Raw genomic sequence first — 17,782 nt, 5'->3', positions numbered from 1 at the left:
TTGAAAAGATAGCTTCCCATGCTGGCCAAACGAATCATTCCCTGCCTTGACGTGACCGGTGGTCGCGTGGTCAAGGGTGTCAACTTTGTCGAACTGCGCGATGCTGGAGACCCGGTTGAAATCGCAGCCCGCTACAACGAGCAAGGCGCAGACGAACTCACGTTCTTGGACATCACCGCCACCAGCGACGGCCGCGACGTGATCCTGCACATCATCGAAGCCGTGGCCAGCCAGGTGTTCATCCCGCTCACCGTGGGCGGGGGAGTGCGCACCGTCGAAGACGTGCGTCGCTTGCTCAACGCAGGCGCCGACAAAACCAGCTTCAACTCGGCTGCGATTGCCAACCCGCAAGTCATCCGAGAAGCCTCGGCCAAATACGGCGCGCAGTGCATCGTGGTCGCCATTGACGCCAAGCGCCGCACGCTTGACGACGAACAGCGCATCGGCACCCATGGTTTGCCCATGGGTCCCGGCTGGGACGTGTACAGCCACGGAGGCCGCAAAAACGTAGGCTTGGACGCGGTGGCCTGGGCCACCCAAATGGCCGAACACGGCGCAGGCGAAATCCTGCTGACCAGCATGGACCGCGACGGCACCAAAAGCGGCTTTGACCTGCAACTGACCCGCGCCGTGAGCGACGCCGTCAGCGTGCCTGTGATTGCATCTGGCGGCGTGGGCAACCTCGACCACTTGGCCGACGGCGTGAGCATTGGCGGCGCCGACGCCGTGCTGGCGGCCAGCATCTTTCATTACGGTGAATACACCGTCCAACAAGCCAAGCAACGCATGCGTGAGCGCGGCATAACGGTCAGGTTGTGAACATGAACTGGCTCGATCAAATCCAATGGGACGACAAAGGCTTGGTGCCTGTCATCGCCCAGGAAAAAGACACTGGCGACGTGATGATGTTCGCGTGGATGAACCGCGAGGCGCTGCAAAAAACGGCCGAGCTCAAGCGGGCGGTGTATTTCAGCCGTTCGCGCAACAAGCTCTGGTTCAAGGGCGAGGAGTCCGGCCATGTGCAGACGGTGCATGACATCCGCATCGATTGCGACAACGATGTGGTCTTGCTCAAAATCACCCAGCTGGGGCACGAGCCGGGCATCGCTTGCCACACGGGCCGCCACAGCTGCTTTTTCCAGAGCTTGCAGTCCGATGGCTGGCACGCGACCGACCCGGTCCTGAAGGACCCTGAAACCATTTACAAGTAAGCCCATGAGCGCACCCAATTCATCCGATACGCTGGCCCGTTTGGCGGCCATCATCGAAAGCCGCAAAGCGGCCAACGGCGGCGATCCCGAAAAAAGCTATGTCGCCCGCTTGCTGCACAAAGGCCCAGACGCCTTTTTGAAGAAAATTGGCGAAGAAGCCACCGAAACCGTCATGGCCGCCAAGGATGTTGACCACGGAGGCGATGCATCCAAGCTGGTCTATGAAGTGGCCGATCTGTGGTTCCACAGCATGATCGCGCTGGCGCATTACGGTTTGACCCCCGCGGATGTGGTCAACGAGCTGGCTCGCCGCGAGGGCCTGAGTGGCCTCGAAGAAAAAGCCCTGCGCAAAGCGCAAGCACGCGAAGCCGCAGGCGAGTAAGCTGCAGCCATGAACACACCATCGTCCGACGACAACAACCTGACCGTCAGTTGGGTCAGCTACATCCTGCACTTGATCGTGGCTGTCAGTGCGGTGACCCCGGGTGGGCAAATGGGACCGGCATTGTTGGTGGTCGCCTTGGTCATTGATCTGGTTAAAAAGGGCGATGTCACGGGTTGGGAGGCCAGCCATTTCAGCTTCCGCATTCGCACCGTGCTTTGGGCGGCAGTGTTGTACCTCATCACGGTGCCTTTGTGGTTTTTCTTTTTGTTCCCCGGCTGGGTGGCTTGGGGGCTGATTTCCATCTGGTTTTTGTACAGGATTGTTCTGGGCATGGTGCGCCTGAATGCGCAACGCCCTGTGACCGAGTGATCCGAAAGTGTGTGAACGATGAGCGATTCGAACTGTATTTTTTGCAAAATCATCGCGGGGCAGATCCCTTCGCGCAAAGTGCATGAAGACGAGCATGTCTTTGCTTTCCATGACATTTCGCCCTGGGCGCCTGTGCACTTCCTGATCATCCCGAAGCTGCATGTGCCTTCGATGGCCCATTTGACGCCTGAGCATCAAGCCCTGATGGGCCACATGATGACTTTGGTGCCCAAATTGGCGCTGCAAGAGGGCTGCAAGCCTTACCCAGAGGGCGGATACCGAGTTGTGCTCAATACCGGGGCTGAAGGTGGTCAGGAAGTTCATCACTTGCACATGCATGTGATGGGTGGGCCTCGCCCTTGGCTCAAGGGCTGAGACCCCGGTTTACGTATTCAATTCCCGACTTGATCAAGGTCGTTCAGATTCGTGGGGTGTCTCCCCTTAGAATTCAACAAACATTAGGAGTTTTCCATGGGTTCTTTTTCCATTTGGCATTGGTTGATCGTCTTGCTCATCGTGGTCATGGTCTTTGGCACTAAAAAGCTCAAGAACATGGGCTCAGACTTGGGCGGTGCCGTCAAAGGCTTCAAGGATGGCATGAAAGATGGTGGTGCATCTGCTGCAGACGACAAGTCGGTGGCCGCACCGGCAGTGGCTGAAAAAGCCACCATTGACGTTGAAGCCAAGACCAAGTCTTGATCGCTTGAAACAACGAATGCGCTGCTGTGCTTGACTTAGGCATCTCCAAAATGGCGCTGATCGGGGTGGTGGCGTTGATCGTCATCGGCCCCGAAAAGCTGCCCAAGGTCGCGCGCACTCTGGGGGCCTTGATCGGAAAAGCCCAGCGGTATGTGTCTGACGTGAAAGCCGAGGTCAATCGGTCCATGGACCTTGAAGAGCTCAAAAAGATGAAGGAGACGATGGAGACCGCCGCCCGTGATGTCGAGCAGTCGGTTCAGACCACCGCTTCTGAATTTGAAAAAGATTGGGCAGAAACCACGGCTGGCTTGGCCAGTGAATTGCCTGAACTGGAGTCGCCGCCACCCAGTTACAAACATCCGGACAAAAATTGGCGTCTCAAGCGTGGCGCTGTACCTCAGTGGTACAAGGCGCGCTCGGGTGTGCGCACCAAGGCGCTCTCTGGTGCGGCCCGCGTGGCGCGCTACAGGCCCAAGTCTCTCAACACTTTGTGACGGGTGTGCCCCTTTGGGGCAGGCCGTCCAATCCATTGCCCTATGTCCGACACCAACCCTCAAGACGAACTCTCTGGTTCTGAACAGCCCTTCGTTGCCCATCTCATTGAACTGCGGGATCGACTGGTTCGTGCGGTCGCTGCGATAGCTGTGGCTGCTGCGGTGTTGGCTATTTTTCCCGGCCCGGGTGAGTTGTACGATATTTTGGCCCAACCACTGGTGGCGCACTTGCCCAAAGGGGCCACCTTGATCGCCACTTCGGTGATCTCTCCGTTCATGGTGCCCCTGAAGATCATGTTGATGGCCGCCTTTTTGCTGGCCTTGCCGGTGGTGCTGTACCAGGTGTGGGCTTTTGTGGCGCCTGGCTTGTATGCCCATGAAAAAAAGTTGGTTCTCCCTTTGGTGGTTTCCAGCACGCTCTTGTTCTTGATCGGTGTTGCGTTTTGCTATTTCTTCGTCTTTGGACAAGTCTTTGCGTTCATCCAGGGCTTTGCACCGAAGAGCATCACCGCCGCGCCTGACATTGAGGCCTATCTGAGTTTTGTGCTCACCATGTTCTTGGCCTTTGGTCTGGCTTTTGAAGTGCCTGTGGCCGTGGTGGTCCTGGCCCGCATGGGCGTGGTGACTGTGCAAAAACTCAAGGACTTTCGGGGCTATTTCGTGGTGCTGGCTTTTGTGATCGCTGCCGTGGTCACGCCGCCCGATGTGGTGTCCCAACTGGCCTTGGCCATTCCCATGTGCTTGCTGTATGAACTGGGCATTTGGGCGGCGCAGATTTTCATCAAGCACACCCAGGCGCCCGAAGAGGCTGAAGAAGCCAAAGCTTGATTTGAGCGACGGATGTCATGAAAAAAGGGAGCGTGAGCTCCCTTTTTTGCGCCTGTTGGGGTCCGATGTCAGCGGTTGGGTTTGCGTTGTGTGGGGCGCTCGGTGGGCGTCAGGCGCAAGACCAGTTCACCATGCCGGCGCCAGACCTTCACATCGGTGGCGCTGCCCGGTTGCAAGTTGGCCACTTGCGTCAGCAGCTCCGACACATTGCCCACGTTCTGGCCTCCGACTTGAACGATCACGTCACCAGGGCGGATGCCAGCTTTGGCCGCGGGACCGTTTTGCAACACGCCAGTGATGACCACGCCTTGCGGCAAGGCCTGCTTGCCAGCAGCGGGCAACTGGAAGCTCTCGGCCAATTCGGGCGTCAGGTCCTGGGGCTCCACGCCGATCCAGCCGCGTGAGACTTTGCCATTTTTGAGCAGGTCTTGCATGACTTGCTGTGCGGTGGACACGGGAATGGCAAAGCCAATGCCCATGTTGCCGCCAGAGCGAGAATAAATCGCGGTGTTGATGCCCATCAGATGGCCATGCACATCGACCAATGCGCCACCTGAATTGCCAGGGTTGATGGCCGCGTCGGTCTGGATGAAGTTCTCGAAGGTGTTGATGCCCAGTTGACTGCGTCCCAGTGCGCTGACGATGCCCGATGTCACGGTCTGGCCCACGCCAAAGGGATTGCCAATGGCCAGCACCACGTCGCCGACTTGCAAATCCTGGGGTTGGCCGAGCACGATGACCGGCAATTTGTCGAGCTGGATTTTCAGCAGCGCCAAATCGGTGTCCGGGTCGGTGCCGATCACTTTGGCCGCTGCACGTCGGCCGTCCGCCAAAATGACCTCGATATCGTCAGCGTCTTCGACCACATGGTTGTTGGTCAGGATATGGCCTTCGGGGCTGACGATCACGCCGCTGCCCAGACCGCCTGTGTTCTCTTCCGTGTCACCCTCGAAAAAGCGCGACCATGGATCGGTGTTGCGCGATGTGCGGTTTTTGCTGGTGCTGATGCTGACCACTGCGGGTGATGCTTTTTGGGCTGGAGCACTCAGGCTGCCGGCGGCGCGACTCAAGGGCGAGCCAGCGGGCGCTTGCAACAGCGTCATGCCGTCGGCCGAGCGTTGCGCGCTGCGCAGCCATTCGGGCTTGAGTGTGGCCACCACAAACCAGGCGGCCAACAAGACGGTGACCCACTGAGAGAAAAAGAGCCAATAACGTTTCATGCAAGCGATTGTCCTTGATCTTTTCCTGTGCGTGTTCAGAAGGTGTCAGGTCCAGACCGCCTTGGGCCACAATAGAAGCCATTGCCAAGAGATGCTCACATGACCGATGCCAAAACCCTGGGCCTGGCGCTGGATGCGCTGCTGGAGCCGGACAAGTTCAAAGATTACGGCCCCAATGGCCTTCAGGTCGAGGGCGACCGCGAGGTGCGCCTGCTGGTCAGCGGTGTGACCGCCAGCCGGGCCCTTATCGAGGCCGCCATCGAGGCGAACGCCGATGCCATTTTGGTCCACCATGGTTTGTTTTGGCGTGGGCAGGATGGCCGAGTGACTGGCTGGATGCGGGAGCGACTGCGCTTGCTGCTGGCACATGGCATCCATCTTTTCGCGTACCACTTGCCTTTGGATGCGCATGCGGAATTGGGCAACAACGCACAATTGGGGCGCCTGTTGGGCTTGCAGTCAGACGGACGCTTTGGTGAGCAAAATCTTGGATTTATCGGCCAGGGCGATCAAACTTGGGACACAGCCCAGAGCCTGGCCGATCACGTGGCGCGGGTGTTGGGGCGGCAGGTGACTTGTGTCTCTGGCTCCGAGCGTCCAATTCGCAGAATCGCTTGGTGCACCGGTGGCGCGCAAGGCTACTTTGAATCGGCCATGGCGGCGGGGGCCGATGCATTCATCACCGGGGAAATCTCCGAGCCGCAAGCCCATTTGGCGCGAGAGTCCGGTGTGGCCTTTTTGGCCTGCGGGCACCACGCCAGCGAACGGTATGGTGCGGCAGCCGTGGGCGCGCGCATCGCCCAGGACCTGGGGTTGGCCCACCAATTCATCGAAATCGATAACCCCGCTTGATGGGGTGGACCGACATGACGCTACTGCCTTTGGCCATCACCCCGGGCGATCCGTGTGGGATCGGCCCTGAAATCATCGCCCGCGCATGGCGTGATGCGCCCTCTGCAACGCGCCACTGTTTTGTGGCAGGCGATGTGGGCGTGATGCGCCGAGCCATGGCTTTGGTGCAAGCGGCACCGGCTTTCGCGGTGTGCGAAATCGACAGCCCGGCACAAGCCTTGACCGTGCCGCCCCGTTGCTTGCCGGTGCTGCAGGTGGTGCCCACAGCGCCTGCCCTGCCTTGGGGGCTGGTGGATGCGCGTGCGGGTCAGTTGGCTGGTGAGGCCGTCTTGTGGGCCACGCGTGCTGCCTTGCGTGGCGAGGTGGCGGGGCTGGTGACTGCGCCCTTGCACAAGGAGGCTTTGCATGCCGCGGGTGCCCCTTATGACCAGTATCCCGGGCACACCGAATTGCTGCAGGCCGAAGCCGCTCGGCATGCGGGCGTATCGCTGGCGCAGATGCCGGTGCGGATGATGCTGGCCAATGAGGAGTTGCGCACGGTACTGGTCAGCATCCATGTGTCCTTGCGCGAAGCATTGGATGCGATCACGTTTGAGCGTGTCTTGCAGACCTTGCGCATCAGCCATGTGTCGCTGTCGCGGGTGTTGGGACGCGCACCACGCATGGCGGTGGCGGGCGTGAACCCCCATGCAGGGGAGGGCGGCTTGTTTGGCCGCGAAGAAATTGAAGTGTTGCACCCGGCCCTCGAACAAGCTCGCGCCGAAGGCCTGGATGTGCATGGGCCCTATGCCCCAGACACCGTCTTCATGCGGGCACGGCGGCAAGCCGATGGCCGCCGCGAGTTCGATGTGGTGATCGCGATGTACCACGACCAGGGCTTGATCCCGGTCAAGTATTTGGGGGTGGAGCAGGGTGTGAACGTGACCTTGGGCTTGCCACTGGTCAGGACCAGTCCTGACCACGGCACCGCCATGGATCTGGCGGGTCGCGCCGTGGCCGATGCCAGCAGCATGGTCCAGGCCATCCGCATGGCCTGGCAGCTGGTCAGCGGTGTTCGCTGACCGCGCGGTGCATCAAGCTTTGTTCTTGAGGCTGTCGCGGATTTCGCGCAACAACAAAACATCTTCAGGCGTGATGGCTTCGGATGGCGCTGCGTCCACTGGTTTGGATGCCACCATTTTGTTCATTTGACGGATCATCACAAAGATGATGAAAGCCAGAATGATGAAGTTCAGTGCAACCGTGATGAAACTGCCGTAGGCGAAGACTGCCCCCATTTTTTTGGCTTCAAGCAGGGACAGGCCTGCTGCTTGTCCTGCCAATCCCAGGTAATAGTTGGAAAAGTCGAGCCCTCCAAAGGCCTTGCTGACCAGCGGCATGATCAGATCGCCAACGGCGGAGTCGACAATTTTGCCAAAGGCGCCTCCGATGATCACGCCGACCGCGAGGTCCATGACGTTGCCCTTCACGGCGAAAGATTTGAACTCTTGGAAAAATGACATGGAAATCCCCTTTAGAAAATGTGGATCATAAAGTTTATTATTTTCCAAGGTCCAATGGTGTGGGCTCAAGCTTTGTAAGTCGGTAGCCTGTTTCACTCCGCTACAATCCCGGGTTGACCCCGATAACGACTCGCTAGAGGAATCCCATGAGTGACACCCCAGTCGACAGCAGCAAGCGGACGTGGCTGATTGCCTCCACTTGCGCAGGCGCCGTAGGCGCTGGCTTTGTGGCCACCCCCTTCGTCAGCAGCTTCCAACCCTCCGAACGTGCTAAAGCCGCTGGCGCAGCCGTCGAAGTGGACATCTCCGCCCTCAAAACGGGTGAGAAGCTCACTGTCGAGTGGCGCGGCAAACCAGTTTGGATCATGAAGCGCTCGCCTGAGCAACTCGAATCCTTGAAAAAGGTCGAGGGCAGTCTGGCCGACCCGACATCCAGTCGCAATGCTTACCCCACGCCTGAATACGCCAAGAACGGTCACCGTTCGATCAAGCCTGAAATCATGGTGGCTGTGGGTATTTGTACCCACTTGGGCTGCTCGCCTGGAGACAAATTTGCAACCGGTGCCCAGCCCTCGCTGCCGGATGACTGGCAGGGTGGTTTCCTCTGCGCATGCCATGGTTCGACGTTCGACCTCGCTGGTCGCGTTTTCAAGAACAAGCCTGCCCCTGACAACCTCGAAGTGCCTCCGCACATGTACCTGTCTGACACCAAGTTGCTCATTGGTGAAGACAAGAAGGCCTGATGGAGAACGACATGGCTGAATTCAAAGAAATTTCCCCAAACGCCCCCGCTGGCGAAAAACTGCTCAACTGGGTGGACAACCGCTTCCCCGCTTCCAAGCTGTACAAGGAGCATTTGAGCGAATATTACGCACCGAAGAACTTCAACTTCTGGTACATGTTTGGCTCTTTGTCCCTGTTGGTGTTGGTCATCCAGATCGTCACCGGGATTTTCCTGGTCATGCATTACAAGCCTGATGCGGCTGTGGCTTTTGCCTCTGTCGAATACATCATGCGCGATGTGCCTTGGGGCTGGTTGATCCGCTACATGCACTCCACAGGCGCTTCAGCTTTCTTTGTGGTGGTGTACCTGCACATGTTCCGTGGCCTGATGTACGGCAGCTACCGCAAGCCGCGCGAGCTGGTCTGGATCTTTGGCTGCGCGATCTTCCTGTGCCTGATGGCCGAAGCCTTCATGGGCTACCTGCTGCCATGGGGCCAGATGTCCTACTGGGGCGCTCAGGTGATCGTGAACCTGTTCTCGGCCATTCCTTTCATCGGTCCAGATCTGGCTTTGCTGATCCGTGGCGATTTCGTGGTGGGCGATGCCACCTTGAACCGCTTCTTCAGCTTCCACGTGATTGCTGTGCCTTTGGTCTTGCTGGGCCTGGTGGTGGCGCACATCATCGCCCTGCACGAAGTGGGCTCCAACAACCCCGATGGCGTCGAAATCAAGGGCCCCAACGCCCCCAAAGATGCTCAAGGTCACCCACTGGACGGTATTCCTTTCCACCCCTACTACTCTGTGCACGACATTTTTGCAGTGAGCCTGTTCCTCATGGTGTTCTCTGCGATCGTGTTCTTTGCGCCTGAGTTTGGTGGCTACTTCCTCGAGTACAACAACTTCATTCCGGCCGATCCGCTGACCACACCGTTGCACATCGCACCTGTCTGGTACTTCACGCCCTTCTATTCCATGCTGCGTGCCATCACCAGTGAGATGATGTATGCCTTGATCGCTTGCGTGGTCATTGGTGCTGTCCTGGCTGTGGCCAAAGGCAAGCTGCCACAGTTGCTCAAGGGCGCTGTGATCGGTGCTGCGGTGGTGGTTTCCGCCATGATGCTGGCCATCGATGCCAAGTTCTGGGGTGTGGTCGTCATGGGTGGCGCTGTTGTCATCCTGTTCTTCTTGCCATGGCTGGACAACAGCCCCGTCAAGTCGATCCGCTACCGTCCTGACTGGCACAAATACCTGTACGCCGTGTTCGTGGTCAACTTCCTGATCCTGGGCTACTTGGGTGTGCAGCCTCCATCGCCTATTGGTGAGCGTGTCTCTCAAGTCGGTTCCTTGTTTTATTTCGGCTTCTTCCTGTTGATGCCTTGGTGGAGCAAGCTGGGTACGCCCAAGCCCGTTCCTGACCGCGTGACCTTCACGCCTCACTGAGATCACGGAGATTCAAGAACATGAAAAACATCAAGAAACTCGCGTTGGGCTTTGTGATGGCCCTCGGATTAGTCACAGGTGCACAGGCTTCCGGTGGTGACACCATCGCTTGGGACAAGGCGCCCTCCAAAACCAATGATCTGGCCGCTTTGCAAAATGGCGCCAAGTTGTTCGTCAACTATTGCCTGAACTGCCACTCAGCCGCTTTCATGCGTTACAACCGCTTGAAAGACATCGGTTTGACCGAGCAGCAAATCAAGGACAACTTGTTGTTCGCCTCCACCAAGGTGGGTGACACCATGAAGGCCGCGATCGATCCGCTGCAAGCCAAGGAATGGTTCGGCAAGAACCCACCTGACCTGACCTTGATGGCGCGTTCGCGTTCGGGCCATGGCGGTACGGGTGCAGACTACCTCTACACCTACTTGCGCACCTACTACCGTGACGCGACCAAGCCAACCGGCTGGAATAACTTGGCTTATCCCAACGTGGGTATGCCCAATCCCCTGTGGGAGTTGCAAGGTGAGCGTCAACCGGTGTACGAAGAAAAAGAAGAGCATGGCCATACTGTGCAAATCTTCAAGGGCTGGAAGCAAGCCAAACCTGGCACGATGACACCTCAGCAGTACGATACCGCCGTGGGTGATCTGGTCAGCTACATGCAGTGGATGGCCGAGCCAGCACAGAACAGCCGTGTGCGCATTGGCGTGTGGGTGCTGTTGTTCCTGGCGTGTTTCACCTTCATCGCCTGGCGCTTGAATGCCGCTTATTGGAAAGACATCAAGTAATTGATCTTCCACCCGGTCTTTGAGCCGGGTCTTGTGGAGTGGTGGGCCTTTGTGGCCTCCCACTCTTTTTGATTTTTTGAGGAGCTTCCCGCCATGATGGTGCTTTATTCCGGAACCACTTGCCCTTTTTCACACCGCTGCCGCTTTGTGTTGTTTGAAAAAGGGATGGACTTCGAGATCCGTGATGTGGACCTCTACAACAAGCCCGAAGACATCAATGTGATGAACCCCTACGGCCAGGTGCCCATCCTGGTTGAGCGGGACCTCATCCTGTACGAGTCGAACATCATCAACGAGTACATCGATGAGCGTTTCCCTCATCCGCAATTGATGCCTGGCGACCCGGTCGATCGCGCACGTGTTCGTTTGTTTTTGCTGAACTTTGAAAAAGAGTTGTTTGCCCACGTGGTCACACTGGAAAACCGCACCCTCAAAGGCAACGACAAGGCACTGGAGAAGGCACGCGCTCACATCCGTGATCGCCTGACCCAGTTGGCCCCCGTGTTCCTGAAAAACAAGTTCATGCTGGGTGACAACTTCTCGATGCTCGACGTGGCCATTGCGCCGCTGCTGTGGCGTCTGGACTACTACGGCATCGAGCTGAGCAAGAACGCAGCACCTTTGCTCAAGTACGCCGAGCGCATTTTCTCGCGTCCGGCCTACATCGAAGCACTGACCCCCTCCGAGAAAGTCATGCGCAAGTAATTGCCTGTGAGGACCGACATGTTCAGCGATACCGAACTGCCATCGACCCGCCCGTATTTGATTCGGGCTCTGTATGAGTGGTGCTCCGAGAACGGCTTCACGCCCTATGTGGCGGTCAAGGTCGATGGCTCGGTGCAGGTGCCGCGCGAATATGTGCAAGGTGGCGAGATCGTCCTGAATGTCAGCATGGACGCCACCAGCTCGCTCAAGCTGGGCAATGAGTTCATTGAATTCAAAGCCCGGTTTGGCGGCAAGCCGCGCGACATCATGGTGCCCATTCACCGTGTGATGGCCATCTATGCCCGTGAAAATGGTCAAGGCATGGCGTTCCCGGTCAGTGATGAAGAGACAACGCCAGCCAGCTTGACGGCAGTGGACAAGCCCGGCGTCGATGGCGCTGATGGCGAACCCACGCCTCCACCGGTTTCGGGTCGTCCCGCTTTGACGCGGATAAAGTAAAAAATTACGCGGGCTCAGCCAAAGTGCTGTACTTCGCGCGTTAGAATCTAGCCCGTGCCGCTTTAGCTCAGTTGGTAGAGCACCCGCCTTGTAAGCGGTAGGTCGTCAGTTCGAATCCGACAAGCGGCACCACAATCAAAAAGCCCCTGATCGCAAGATCAGGGGCTTTTTCTTTGGGGTGGATGATCAAAGGCTCCGGTTTTGAACCTTGATGCGGATGGCGCTCACATGCAGGCCCTTCTGGTTCAAATGCGCCTGCAGCGCTGGCGTCATTTGGCGCAATTTGGCGGCAACAGCATTGGAGCTGACCAGCAGACACCAAGAGCCTTCTTCAATCGGGCCTGCCTGAACACTGGCCCTCAAAGGAGCAGGCAAGAGGCTGCGGATGGCCAGCAGGCGTTCGGATGATTCGCGCACACGGCTGGCCAGCAGTGCAAAAGTGGGCGACTCTTGCACAGCTTGTTGCAGGGGGATGGGGTGGTGGCGTCTTTGCATGGTGAACCGAGGCCAAAGCATTATCACGCACGGCCTGATCGCAGGCGCGGCCCCTACTCTGAAGGAGTGCCCATCAGAGGCTAAAATGATTCATTGGCCTGGCAGGGCCACGTCATGATGCGCAAGACTTGAATTCTTGGGCTGTGACTTCAATTGAACCTTTTAACTTGACAGGACAGACGGTCTGTTCCTCAGCCCCAAGCTGAAGGTGGATCTCGTAGACATGGCCATCCCATTCCTCACCAAAATTTTCGGCAGCCGCAACGATCGTCTGCTCAAGCAATACCGCAAAACGGTGGAGCGCATCAATGCCCTGGAAGCCGGTCTCGAAGGTCTGAGTGACGACGAGCTGCGCGCCAAGACCGAAAGCTTCAAGCAACGCGTGGCCGCTGGCGAAACGCTCGATGCCTTGTTGCCCGAAGCTTTTGCGGTGGTGCGTGAAGGCTCCAAGCGCGTCATGAAGATGCGTCACTTCGATGTGCAATTGGTCGGCGGTATCGCACTGCACAACGGCAAGGTCGCCGAGATGCGCACGGGTGAAGGCAAGACGCTCACATCCACTTTGCCTGCTTATTTGAACGCCTTGGCAGGCCGCGGCGTGCACGTGGTCACCGTGAACGATTACCTGGCCAGCCGCGATGCGCAGTGGATGGGCAAGCTGTTCAATTTTCTAGGTCTGTCGGTGGGTATCAACTTGGCGCAGATGTCCCGCGAGGAAAAGCAGGCCGCTTACAACTCGGACATCACCTACGGCACCAACAACGAATACGGCTTTGATTACCTGCGCGACAACATGGTCTATGAAGCACAAGACCGTGTGCAGCGCCCGCTGAACTACGCCATCATCGATGAGGTCGACTCGATCCTGATCGACGAAGCCCGCACACCACTGATCATCAGCGGGCAAGCCGAAGACCACACCGCCACCTATTTGGCGATGAAGCAGGTCATCCCGATGCTCAAGCGCCAGGAAGGTGAAGCCGATCCCCGCACGGGCGAAGGCATCATCACACCCGGTGACTTCACCGTGGACGAAAAATCACACCAGGTGTTTCTGACCGAAGACGGTCATGAAAAAGCCGAAGCCGTGCTGGCCCAACTGGGCTTGATCCCGGAAGGCGCGAGCCTTTACGACCCGGCCAACATCACCTTGATGCACCACCTGAATGCTGCGCTGCGCGCGCAACACCTGTACCACCGCGACCAGCACTATGTGGTGCAAGACGGAGAAGTGGTGATCGTGGACGAATTCACGGGCCGCTTGATGAGCGGTCGCCGCTGGAGCGATGGCCTGCACCAGGCCGTGGAAGCCAAGGAAGGCGTGCAGATCCAGGCCGAGAACCAGACCATGGCCTCGATCACCTTCCAGAACTATTTCCGCCTGTACAACAAAATCGGCGGCATGACCGGTACGGCCGACACCGAGGCTTATGAGTTCCAGGAAATTTACGGTCTGGAGACCGTGGTCATCCCGCCACACCGCAAGAGCCAGCGCGAAGACCAGCTTGACCGCGTCTACAAGACCTCCGATGAACGTTACACCGCCGCCATCACAGACATCCGTGAATGCCACGAGCGCGGCCAACCTGTGCTGGTGGGCACCACCTCGATCGAGAATTCGGAGCTGATCTCGCAATTGCTCACGCAAGCGAAATTGCCGCACCAGGTGCTCAACGCCAAGCAGCACGCCCGCGAAGCCGACATCGTGGCGCAAGCCGGTCGTCCGGCCATGATCACGATCGCCACCAACATGGCCGGTCGTGGCACCGACATCGTGCTGGGTGGCAACATCGAAAAAGATGTGCAGGCCATCGAAGCCGACGAGTCCTTGTCCGAAGCCGATCGCCAAGCCAAAGTCGCCGCCTTGCGCGAACAATGGAAACTGACACATGAGCAAGTCAAAGCCAACGGCGGCTTGCGCATCATCGCCACCGAGCGCCACGAGTCACGCCGCATCGACAACCAGTTGCGTGGTCGTTCGGGCCGCCAGGGTGACCCCGGTTCTTCGCGCTTTTATTTGAGTCTGGACGATCCGCTGATGCGCATCTTTGCGGGCGACCGCGTGCGCGCCATCATGGACCGTCTGAAGATGCCAGAAGGCGAAGCCATCGAAGCGGGCATCGTGACCCGCAGCATCGAAAGCGCCCAGCGCAAGGTCGAGTCGCGCAACTTTGACATCCGCAAGCAATTGCTCGAATACGACGATGTCTCGAACGACCAGCGCAAGGTGATCTACCAGCAGCGCAACGACATCCTCGACGCGCAAGACATGGAAAGCCAAATCGCCTCACTGCGCGAAGGCTGCTTCACCGACTTGGTTCGCCAGTACGTGCCCGCCGAAACGGTGGAAGAGCAGTGGGACCTGGCCGCTCTTGAAAAAGTACTGGCCGATGAATGGCAACTGCCTTTGAACCTGCGTGAAAAAGTGCAGGCCTCCAACGCCATCACCGACGAAGAGATTCTGGAGACCGTGGTGGCTGCGGCCCACGCCCAGTTCCAGGCCAAGCTCGACCAGGTGGGCGCGGTCAACTTCACGCCGTTTGAACGCATGGTTCTGCTGCAAAGCATCGACACGCACTGGCGCGAACACCTGAGCGCGCTGGACTACCTGCGCCAAGGTATCCACCTGCGCGGTTATGCCCAAAAGCAACCCAAGCAGGAATACAAGCGCGAAGCCTTCGAACTGTTTGGCCAATTGCTGGACTCGGTCAAAAACGAAGTCACCCGCACCCTGATGTTGGTGCGCGTCGAGTCCGAAGCCCAGATTGAGCAAGCCGCGCATGACATCGAAGAGCGTGCCGAGCACATCAGCAACGTGACCTACAGCGCACCCGACGAATCGGGCGAGCCACAAACCGTCGCCGCAGCCGGTCAGCAGGACTGGGGCCTGGTGGGCCGCAACGATCCTTGCCCTTGCGGCAGTGGCAAAAAATACAAGCAATGCCACGGCAAGCTGGCCTGAGCATGTCTCAGCTGACAAAACGGGCTTCGGCCCGTTTTGTTTGTGGACTTTGATTTCATCTCCATTTTTGAAAGATCACCATGCCCGTGAATCTGCCTCAGATCGATCCCGCCCAATTGCACGCCGTTGCCGGTGTGCGTTGGGGCATTGCCGAAGTCGGCGTGCGCAAAGCCCATCGCAAGGACCTGAGCGTCATGCTGCTGGACGCAGGCGCCAGCGTGGCGGGGGTCTTCACCAGCAACCGCTATTGCGCAGCACCTGTGCAGCTGTGCCGTGAGCATCTGGCGCAAGGCAGCGCGGTGCGCGCTTTGGTCATCAACACCGGCAACGCCAACGCGGGCACCGGCGCCCCGGGCCTGGCCCATGCGCGCCAGACCTGCGAGGCTTTGGCCAGTTTGTTGCAATGCGCGCCTGCGCAGATCCTGCCGTTTTCGACCGGCGTGATCATGGAGCCGCTGCCGGTGGACCGCATCGTCGCCGGTTTGCCTGCTGCATTGGCCGACGCACAAGCGGCCCACTGGGCGCAAGCCGCCGAAGGCATCATGACCACCGACACCCAGCCCAAAGCGGCCAGCGTGCAGGTGCAGGTGGGTGGCAAGACCGTCAACATCACCGGCATCAGCAAGGGCGCGGGCATGATCCGCCCGAACATGGCGACCATGCTCGGCTTTGTGGCCACCGATGCGAACATCGATCCGGCCTTGTTGCCCGCCTTGGTCAAAACCTTGGCCGATGGGTCTTTCAACCGCATCACCATCGATGGCGACACCTCGACCAACGACTCCTTCATGCTGATTGCCACGCATCAGGCCGGTCACGCGCAGATCACCTCGCTGGACAGCGCGGACGGCCAGGCCTTGGCGAAGGGCCTGATGCAAGTGGCCCGCCAGTTGGCCCATGCCATCGTGCGCGATGGCGAAGGCGCCACCAAGTTCATCACAGTGCAGGTCGAAGGCGGCCGCACCGGCGAAGAGTGCCGCCTGGTGGCCTATGCCATCGCCCATTCGCCCTTGGTCAAAACCGCTTTCTTCGCCAGCGACCCCAACCTGGGCCGCATTCTGGCGGCGGTCGGTTATGCCGGCATTGCCGATCTGGACCAGGGCCTGATCGAGTTGCACCTCGATGATGTGCATGTGGTCTCGCAAGGCGGACGCCGCCCCGAGTACCGCGAAGAAGACGGCCAGCGCGTCATGAAGGGCAGCGAGATCACCGTGCGTGTGGGCCTGGGCCGCGGCAACGCCACCGACACGGTCTGGACCTGCGATCTGAGCCACGAGTACGTCACCATCAACGCGGATTACCGTTCATGAGCCAAACGCTGGAACAACTGCTGGCCAAAGTCAGCCAACTGGTGGACCGCATCGAATCGGTCTTGCCGCAACCCTTGTCCGCACCCGACTGGTCGCAAGCGATTGCCTGGCGTTACCGCAAGCGCTCGTCCGGTCACGGCGTGCTGGAGCCAGTGCGCCACGTGGCGGCCATGACGCTCGATGACCTCAAGGAAATCGACCAACAAAAAGAAAAACTGCAACGCAACACCGAGCAGTTCGTCAACGGTCGCCCAGCCAACAACGTGCTGCTGACCGGTGCGCGTGGCACCGGCAAATCCTCGCTCATCAAGGCGTGTTTGAACTCGTATGCCTCGCAAGGCTTGCGCCTGATCGAAGTGGACAAGGCCGATCTGACCGACTTGCCCGACATCATCGAAGTGGTCGCTTCGCGCCCTGAGAAGTTCATGGTCTATTGCGATGACCTGAGCTTTGAAGACGGCGAGCCTGGCTACAAGGCGCTCAAGTCCATCCTGGACGGCACGGTGGCGGCGTCCACCCCCAATGTGCTGATCTGCGCCACCAGCAACCGCCGCCATTTGCTGCCCGAGTACATGAGCGAGAACCTCACCTACAAACACACCGATGACGGTGAAGTGCACCCTGGTGAAGGCGTGGAAGAAAAAATCTCCTTGTCCGAACGCTTTGGTTTGTGGATCAGTTTCTACCCCTTCTCGCAAGACGAGTACCTGCACATCGCCGCGCAATGGCTGGGCAGCTTGGGTGCGACGCCTGCACAAATCGAAGCTGCCCGTGCCGACGCTTTGTTGTGGGCGCTGGAGCGCGGCTCGCGCAGCGGCCGTGTGGCCTACCAGTTCGCCCGCGACTACATGGGCCGTCAGGCGCTCGCATGAGCAGCTTGTTGGTGGCCGACGGCGAGCGCCAGCGCGAAGGCGGTAGCGACCGTCCCGTGGTCGACGTGGCCGTGGGCGTGCTCATGCAGGCCGATGGCCAGTTCTTGTTGACCTCGCGCCCCGAAGGCAAGGTCTATGCGGGCTACTGGGAGTTCCCCGGCGGCAAGCTCGAGGCCGGTGAAACGGTCGAAGAGGCCTTGCGCCGTGAGCTGCAGGAAGAGCTGGGCATCGTGATCGGTGCCGCGCAGATCTGGAAAACCCAGATGGTGGACTACCCGCACGCCTTGGTGCGGCTGCACTTTTGCAAAGTGTGGGACTGGCAGGGTGAATTGCAAATGCGCGAAGCGCAATCTCACGCTTGGCAGCAACTGCCAGTGGACGTGGTGCCGGTGTTGCCGGGCACCATCCCTGTGCTGACCTGGCTGGCCCAAGAGCGCCAGTTCAGCGGCGCCACGCACCGCTGAAAA

General features: G+C 58.9%; 22 protein-coding genes and 1 tRNA gene. 20 read left to right on the top strand and 3 right to left on the bottom strand.

From position 1 onward, the window contains the following. Positions 1 to 18: 18 nt before the first annotated feature. From hisF to tatC, 8 genes are all read left to right on the top strand, one after another. Positions 19 to 819 (top strand): imidazole glycerol phosphate synthase subunit HisF, encoded by an 801-nt coding sequence (gene hisF / locus B9Z43_RS13040; protein ID WP_108326378.1) that lies wholly within the window; start codon positions 19 to 21, stop codon positions 817 to 819. Positions 820 to 821: 2 nt separating this feature from the next. Further along, positions 822 to 1,211: a phosphoribosyl-AMP cyclohydrolase gene (hisI, locus tag B9Z43_RS13035; protein WP_108326377.1), complete on the top strand. Its 390-nt coding sequence runs from the start codon at positions 822 to 824 to the stop codon at positions 1,209 to 1,211. A 4-nt stretch (positions 1,212 to 1,215) separates the two neighbouring features. Then, positions 1,216 to 1,593: a phosphoribosyl-ATP diphosphatase gene (locus B9Z43_RS13030; RefSeq protein WP_108326376.1), complete on the top strand. Its 378-nt coding sequence runs from the start codon at positions 1,216 to 1,218 to the stop codon at positions 1,591 to 1,593. 9 nt (positions 1,594 to 1,602) lie between these two features. Further along, a complete protein-coding gene (locus B9Z43_RS13025) occupies positions 1,603 to 1,965 on the top strand; it encodes a hypothetical protein (protein WP_108326374.1) in 363 nt (120 codons plus the stop codon). Positions 1,966 to 1,983: 18 nt separating this feature from the next. Next, complete coding sequence (locus tag B9Z43_RS13020; protein WP_108326371.1) at positions 1,984 to 2,340, top strand: histidine triad nucleotide-binding protein; 357 nt, start codon at positions 1,984 to 1,986, stop codon at positions 2,338 to 2,340. Positions 2,341 to 2,436: 96 nt separating this feature from the next. Next, positions 2,437 to 2,664, top strand: a complete 228-nt coding sequence (tatA, locus tag B9Z43_RS13015; protein WP_108326368.1) for a Sec-independent protein translocase subunit TatA — start codon at positions 2,437 to 2,439, stop codon at positions 2,662 to 2,664. A 26-nt stretch (positions 2,665 to 2,690) separates the two neighbouring features. Further along, positions 2,691 to 3,158 carry a Sec-independent protein translocase protein TatB gene (tatB, locus tag B9Z43_RS13010; RefSeq protein WP_108326366.1) on the top strand — a complete coding sequence of 156 codons (468 nt, stop codon included), beginning with the start codon at positions 2,691 to 2,693 and terminating at the stop codon, positions 3,156 to 3,158. Between the two features lie 42 nt (positions 3,159 to 3,200). After that, positions 3,201 to 3,986, top strand: coding sequence for a twin-arginine translocase subunit TatC (gene tatC / locus B9Z43_RS13005; RefSeq protein WP_108326363.1), 786 nt, complete (start codon positions 3,201 to 3,203; stop codon positions 3,984 to 3,986). Between the two features lie 68 nt (positions 3,987 to 4,054). On the opposite strand, the gene B9Z43_RS13000 is transcribed toward tatC, so the two are convergent. Continuing rightward, complete coding sequence (locus tag B9Z43_RS13000) at positions 4,055 to 5,206, bottom strand: S1C family serine protease (protein ID WP_108326360.1); 1,152 nt, start codon at positions 5,204 to 5,206, stop codon at positions 4,055 to 4,057. A 99-nt stretch (positions 5,207 to 5,305) separates the two neighbouring features. On the opposite strand from B9Z43_RS13000, the gene B9Z43_RS12995 reads away from it, so the two are divergent. Continuing rightward, positions 5,306 to 6,058 (top strand): Nif3-like dinuclear metal center hexameric protein, encoded by a 753-nt coding sequence (locus tag B9Z43_RS12995; RefSeq protein WP_108326358.1) that lies wholly within the window; start codon positions 5,306 to 5,308, stop codon positions 6,056 to 6,058. 14 nt (positions 6,059 to 6,072) lie between these two features. After that, positions 6,073 to 7,119 carry a 4-hydroxythreonine-4-phosphate dehydrogenase PdxA gene (gene pdxA / locus B9Z43_RS12990; protein WP_108326498.1) on the top strand — a complete coding sequence of 349 codons (1,047 nt, stop codon included), beginning with the start codon at positions 6,073 to 6,075 and terminating at the stop codon, positions 7,117 to 7,119. A 12-nt stretch (positions 7,120 to 7,131) separates the two neighbouring features. Here pdxA and mscL read toward each other — a convergent pair whose 3' ends face one another. Beyond that, on the bottom strand, positions 7,132 to 7,560 hold the full coding sequence (gene mscL, locus B9Z43_RS12985; protein ID WP_108326356.1) for a large conductance mechanosensitive channel protein MscL: 429 nt from the start codon (positions 7,558 to 7,560) through the stop codon (positions 7,132 to 7,134). A 146-nt stretch (positions 7,561 to 7,706) separates the two neighbouring features. Here mscL and petA point away from each other — a divergent pair, with 146 nt between their 5' ends. From petA to B9Z43_RS12955, 6 genes are all read left to right on the top strand, one after another. Beyond that, positions 7,707 to 8,303, top strand: coding sequence for a ubiquinol-cytochrome c reductase iron-sulfur subunit (gene petA / locus B9Z43_RS12980; RefSeq protein ID WP_108326353.1), 597 nt, complete (start codon positions 7,707 to 7,709; stop codon positions 8,301 to 8,303). 11 nt (positions 8,304 to 8,314) lie between these two features. Further along, on the top strand, positions 8,315 to 9,724 hold the full coding sequence (locus tag B9Z43_RS12975; protein WP_108326497.1) for a cytochrome bc complex cytochrome b subunit: 1,410 nt from the start codon (positions 8,315 to 8,317) through the stop codon (positions 9,722 to 9,724). 20 nt (positions 9,725 to 9,744) lie between these two features. Next, the gene (locus B9Z43_RS12970; RefSeq protein ID WP_108326351.1) at positions 9,745 to 10,512 is read left to right on the top strand and encodes a cytochrome c1; all 768 of its coding nucleotides are present in this window, start codon (positions 9,745 to 9,747) and stop codon (positions 10,510 to 10,512) included. A gap of 93 nt (positions 10,513 to 10,605) precedes the next feature. Then, positions 10,606 to 11,217, top strand: a complete 612-nt coding sequence (locus B9Z43_RS12965) for a glutathione S-transferase N-terminal domain-containing protein (protein ID WP_108326348.1) — start codon at positions 10,606 to 10,608, stop codon at positions 11,215 to 11,217. Positions 11,218 to 11,235: 18 nt separating this feature from the next. Further along, positions 11,236 to 11,676 carry a ClpXP protease specificity-enhancing factor gene (locus B9Z43_RS12960; RefSeq protein ID WP_108326346.1) on the top strand — a complete coding sequence of 147 codons (441 nt, stop codon included), beginning with the start codon at positions 11,236 to 11,238 and terminating at the stop codon, positions 11,674 to 11,676. Positions 11,677 to 11,732: 56 nt separating this feature from the next. Continuing rightward, a tRNA-Thr gene (locus tag B9Z43_RS12955) sits at positions 11,733 to 11,808 on the top strand. Between the two features lie 54 nt (positions 11,809 to 11,862). On the opposite strand, the gene B9Z43_RS12950 is transcribed toward B9Z43_RS12955, so the two are convergent. Then, on the bottom strand, positions 11,863 to 12,171 hold the full coding sequence (locus B9Z43_RS12950) for a DciA family protein (protein WP_108326343.1): 309 nt from the start codon (positions 12,169 to 12,171) through the stop codon (positions 11,863 to 11,865). A gap of 223 nt (positions 12,172 to 12,394) precedes the next feature. Between B9Z43_RS12950 and secA the strand changes: the two genes are divergently transcribed. The 4 genes from secA (at position 12,395) to B9Z43_RS12930 (ending at position 17,779) form a co-directional block, all read left to right on the top strand. Then, positions 12,395 to 15,133, top strand: coding sequence for a preprotein translocase subunit SecA (secA, locus tag B9Z43_RS12945; RefSeq protein WP_108326340.1), 2,739 nt, complete (start codon positions 12,395 to 12,397; stop codon positions 15,131 to 15,133). An 80-nt stretch (positions 15,134 to 15,213) separates the two neighbouring features. After that, entirely contained in the window at positions 15,214 to 16,443 is a 1,230-nt protein-coding gene (gene argJ / locus B9Z43_RS12940) for a bifunctional glutamate N-acetyltransferase/amino-acid acetyltransferase ArgJ (RefSeq protein ID WP_108326337.1), read from the top strand. Then, positions 16,440 to 17,315, top strand: coding sequence for an ATP-binding protein (locus B9Z43_RS12935; RefSeq protein WP_108326335.1), 876 nt, complete (start codon positions 16,440 to 16,442; stop codon positions 17,313 to 17,315). The genes argJ and B9Z43_RS12935 overlap by 4 nt, the downstream gene beginning before the upstream one ends. After that, a complete protein-coding gene (locus tag B9Z43_RS12930; RefSeq protein WP_108326332.1) occupies positions 17,312 to 17,779 on the top strand; it encodes an NUDIX domain-containing protein in 468 nt (155 codons plus the stop codon). The genes B9Z43_RS12935 and B9Z43_RS12930 overlap by 4 nt, the downstream gene beginning before the upstream one ends. Positions 17,780 to 17,782 lie beyond the last annotated feature (3 nt).

It is taken from the genome of Limnohabitans sp. MMS-10A-192 (assembly GCF_003063335.1).
Lineage (GTDB): Bacteria > Pseudomonadota > Gammaproteobacteria > Burkholderiales > Burkholderiaceae_C > Limnohabitans_A.
Note: the sequence above shows the minus strand (reverse complement) of the source record. Positions and strands in the feature narration are given on the sequence as shown.